Below are 4018 nucleotides of genomic sequence, written 5' to 3'. Positions count from 1 at the left end.
GGATATCGTCGACAATCATGTCACGGATCTTCTCCTCGCCATGATCTTGATACGTTAGATATTGGGCAAGCGCGGTCGCCGCAATTTCGGGTATATGCTCGTGCTCGGAGATGGCAAGCACCTCTTCTTCGGTGAGACCACAAAGAGCCACGCAGTCCTCTAGGGTAATCATTTTCTGTAACCCAGCGCTGTTTAGGATCACGATATTCACGAGCGTGCGGTATTGTCTTTGACGGCGATCAAGCCCACGTCTTTCCTTACCAGGCTGCGCGCCGGCGAGGATCACAAGGTCTGATGCACTTTAAGCGTGAAGTTTGACAACAGAGGAGGTTCGCATGGATTGGACGCGGGTTGAAGGAAACTGGAAACAGATAAAGGGCAGGGTTAAGGAGCGATGGGGTAAACTCACCGACGACGACCTCACCGCAATTTCTGGTCGGCGCGATCAGCTCGAGGGCATGATTCAAGAGCGGTACGGATACGCGAAGGAAAGAGCTCGAAATGAAATCGAAGACTGGACCCGCTCATTAGAGACTAGCCTTGAAGAGCAAATTGCGTCGCTTCGCTCAGGGATCGAGACTTTGTCTTCAACAGTCGAGCGCATTGCTGAGGAGCAGTTTCCTCGCGCCCGCTCAGCAGCAGAAGAAGCCCTCAATGATGCTGAGGAAGCGTTTAAACGGAATCCACTCTTTGTTGTCGCCATTGCATTGGGTTTGGGATTTCTGATTGGTATGCTTACCAGACGCTAGCCATCAGGAGACAAAGTCCGCTTGTGGCTCGATGCTCCCGATGCTTAGAACGGTGAGCGCGGCTTCGGCACTTAAACTGGTCCTCGTGATCACACAGCTTAAAGACTGCTCTGATCATAGCAGACATTGTTGATAGCTGGACGATGTCTCTAAAGTCCGGGTGGCTCTTTCTGCCAGGGATAGCCCTGCCGGGCCATCCGGTACCCCACGTCGAAGAGCTTCGTCATGAAGACCGGGTCGAAGGGTGCGGTACTCGTATCCTGAACGTCACCAGGAATGTACGCCAGATTATAGTCGATTCCGTTGCGTTTACAGAACGCGTAGAGGCGATAGAGGTCGCCAACCCCCTGGTTCTTTAGGAGAGTCGAGACGGCCCGGCCCGCAATATCCAGGGTGCGCGACTTCACGTCGTCGTATTGCGGGGACACGTAGCCGTTCACGATAACGTAAAAGCGCCTTATGGGTTTAACCCCAAGTGCCGAGTCTGTGGCAGACAGGGTCAGCTGGGTGGGCGCAAGGAAGACTGAGCGGGTCGTACCGCCATCCACATGCATCTCTTCGAAGCTGTATCCGTCGGCCGTCACTTTGATGAAGCTTGGAGGAAAGGCCGCCGGAATGGCGGCGGACGCCAAGAGCACGTTGCGGAAGAGTTCAACGGAGCCCGGACGGCCACTCGTCGCGATTTCTCCCATATCCCAAATCACGGGGCGCTGGGCATCTAGATTAGTTGTTCCGATCAACAGCCGGCGACCCTTGCGATGTTCAGCCGCGACTTCGGCGAGAAACCCTGGCGTTACATAATGGGCGATCAGTTTGGCCAGCGGCGCATTGCTAGACATGGAAGTCCCGCCGAGGAGACCCTTAAGAGGCGTCAGAACCGCGATGTTATTCGTATGGGACTCGGTGAAGACATGGCGGAGCGCGTGATCGTATTTCGGCCCGAGAAACGCGAACGGGGCGCTCAACGCGCCAGCAGAAACGCCCGTTACCACATCGAATTTGGGCCGAGTACCAGCTGCCGTCCATCCCGACAAGACGCCAGCACCAAAAGCGCCAAGAGGACCGCCGCCTGACAGCGCCAAAGAGTGGGTCACGGGCCGGCGCCCGCCGCCCCGGAAGTCTGAACGGCTACGGGTCAGCTGGGCCGCGCGCTTCGCACGATAGGAGGCTGTATTGGGAGGAAGCTCATCGCCCCAGAAACGGATCGTCTCGGCCTGCATGCCGGACACCTGCGCGCTGTTCTCAAGCCCAAGCGGAACTGCCTGGCGCGCGCCGACTGTGCCACAGCCCGCAAGCAATACCCCGACCGTCAGAAGCGCTAGACCTCGCGCAAAGACGCGGGCTGCAAACTCGATACCAAGCTTCTCCAACACATTCCCCCCAGGGGCATCGCAGACACGCGCGATTTTCCCTTACCTGGCAACAACGTAACTCACATAGTCCAGGCTTTTCTAGAGGATAGTTCCTATCCTAAAGGCGGGGAACGTTCGTCAACGGCGGCTGAGAAACGCATAAACGAAGAGAAGCGCCACAACCGAGTGTAGCACGGCGCCGGCCCACAAGCCGCTGCTACCCGTTTCGAGGGCGCCAAGCAGAAGCGTGGGTGCAGCAAGGATGTTGTAGAGCGCCAGCGAGATCGCCGCGTAAGAACCAAGACCATAGGCCGTGGTTTGACCATCTATTGCACGCGACCAGTTCCGCCCGAGCAGCGCGCCGACGCCAATGCCAAAGGTCGCCACGCCCAGAAGGCGCACCAGCGCCATGGCTGGCCCGCCCAAATCAGACCCGCCGACGCCGGCCACGACCAGCGAGGGAGCGAGAATGGCCGAAACGCCGAAGAGAACTTCAATCCAGCCCGATACCAATACCAGCCAAAGTATCATCGCTTTGTCGATCCCGCTCAACGGTTCAGTTCAGTCTCGGATGCTGGCTCGGGTTGCACCGTAGATTCCGGCTTCCCCCACGCGAAGATTTGCGCCCAATCCTCCTTCATGCTGACGACATTCCAGCCATTGGCCAGAGCGTGCTCCATAAGCTCAATCGGAAAGCGGCCCACGTCCGAGTTGGGACCGTAGGCGTACTCGCGCTTCGCATCGTCATGATGCACCAGCCCCATGAAGCAAAGGCTTTTGCAGTTCCCCGTCCACTCCAGCATTTCCTTGTCGCCGATGGAGTTCCCGAAGGCGAAGATCGGCTGCCGCCCGATATAGTGGTTGATGCCTTCGGCCTTGCCCGGCCCATCATCGAAGAACAGAAGGTCCGGTAGCTTCACCAGAGTTGGGCTTGAGTCCCAATAGCGAAACTCCGTCTCTCCCGACGACCCGACGACCTGCCACGGCGGAACCCCGTAACACTGTTCCGTGTAGGCGCGCATGAAGGCGGTGCCGCCGCCCGAGACGACGAAGGTTGTGAAGCCCTTGGCGCGCAAGTACTCGAGCAACTCGATCATCGGCGCATAGGTGAGGTCGGTGTATAGGCGGTCATAGCGCGAATGCTTCGCCGTCTTGAGCCACGCTGACACGATATCGTTGAACTCCACCGTGGTCATGCCGCTATGGGTCGCCGTTAGAAGCGCCATGACCCCCTTCTCGCCATAGGACAGAAGCTTCTTCGTATTGCCGTCGAGCACGGACTTGAACGGCTCCTTCAACTTCCAGTCCGGGTGCTGGTTCGAGACCGCCTTCACCCGGTCGACGACGAAGACGAACTGCGTATAAAGGGGCATCTCGACCCAAAGTGTCCCGTCATTGTCGAAGGTGGCGATGCGGTCCGGCTTGGGCACAAAGTCCGGGCTACCCTCGGTCGTCACCCGCGCGACATAGTCGAGGATCGCCGTTTTGACCCCGCCGTCGTTCCAGGACGGCAGCGGGTCGGCCTCGTCATCGGCACGGGCGGGCACGGTCACCAAAAGGATGATGAACAGTGCCGCAAACGCTTTTCTGCAAAACATGGTCAAATGCCCGTTCTGCCTCGCATCGCTCACTGGGCCGGAGCATACCAGATCGGCGAGCCCCAAGCCCGTTCTTGGATCGTCGCGGGAATATCGTCCAAGAGCGGTCTATTTGAGCGGACGGCGTCATAGGTGGACCAACGTGGCGTCGGAATCTCTATGGCGCGCGCATAATAGAAAGCATGATCTTGAGGATCGAAGTCCTCATCAGTCCAGGCGCCCAGCAAGACAGGGGCGCCAATATCGTTCGTGAACTTGGCTGTGCTCACGTCCACCGTATTTCCGACCGGCGGTAGTTTACCCGTTAGCGGGTCGATCT

4 protein-coding genes and 1 pseudogene are annotated in these 4018 nt (G+C 58.2%); 1 reads left to right on the top strand and 4 read right to left on the bottom strand.

From position 1 onward, the window contains the following. Positions 1-335 precede the first annotated feature (335 nt). A pseudogene (locus WBQ77_RS05180) lies at positions 336-533 on the top strand (CsbD family protein); the annotation flags it as partial. Between the two features lie 365 nt (positions 534-898). Here the strand turns inward: WBQ77_RS05180 and WBQ77_RS05175 are convergent. The 4 genes from WBQ77_RS05175 to WBQ77_RS05160 form a co-directional block, all read right to left on the bottom strand. Further along, entirely contained in the window at positions 899-2122 is a 1224-nt protein-coding gene (locus tag WBQ77_RS05175) for a patatin-like phospholipase family protein (RefSeq protein ID WP_424059230.1), read from the bottom strand. Positions 2123-2239: 117 nt separating this feature from the next. Further along, on the bottom strand, positions 2240-2632 hold the full coding sequence (locus WBQ77_RS05170) for a hypothetical protein (protein ID WP_424059228.1): 393 nt from the start codon (positions 2630-2632) through the stop codon (positions 2240-2242). A 17-nt stretch (positions 2633-2649) separates the two neighbouring features. Continuing rightward, positions 2650-3699 carry an HAD family hydrolase gene (locus tag WBQ77_RS05165; RefSeq protein ID WP_424059226.1) on the bottom strand — a complete coding sequence of 350 codons (1050 nt, stop codon included), beginning with the start codon at positions 3697-3699 and terminating at the stop codon, positions 2650-2652. Positions 3700-3728: 29 nt separating this feature from the next. Beyond that, the coding region (locus tag WBQ77_RS05160) for a DUF3604 domain-containing protein (RefSeq protein WP_424059224.1) at positions 3729-4018 on the bottom strand (290 nt) is incomplete at its 5' end.

This window comes from Methyloceanibacter sp., assembly GCF_049590335.1.
In the GTDB taxonomy this organism is placed as follows: domain Bacteria; phylum Pseudomonadota; class Alphaproteobacteria; order Rhizobiales; family Methyloligellaceae; genus Methyloceanibacter.
This window is presented reverse-complemented; position numbering and strand designations above follow the sequence as displayed.

What these genes read in the sequence shown, in the direction of transcription:
- WBQ77_RS05170 (WP_424059228.1), bottom strand. Translation starts at nt 2,632, where the DNA reads ATGATACTTTGGCTGGTATTGGTATCGGGCTGGATTGAAGTTCTCTTC.
- WBQ77_RS05165 (WP_424059226.1), bottom strand. Translation starts at nt 3,699, where the DNA reads ATGTTTTGCAGAAAAGCGTTTGCGGCACTGTTCATCATCCTTTTGGTG.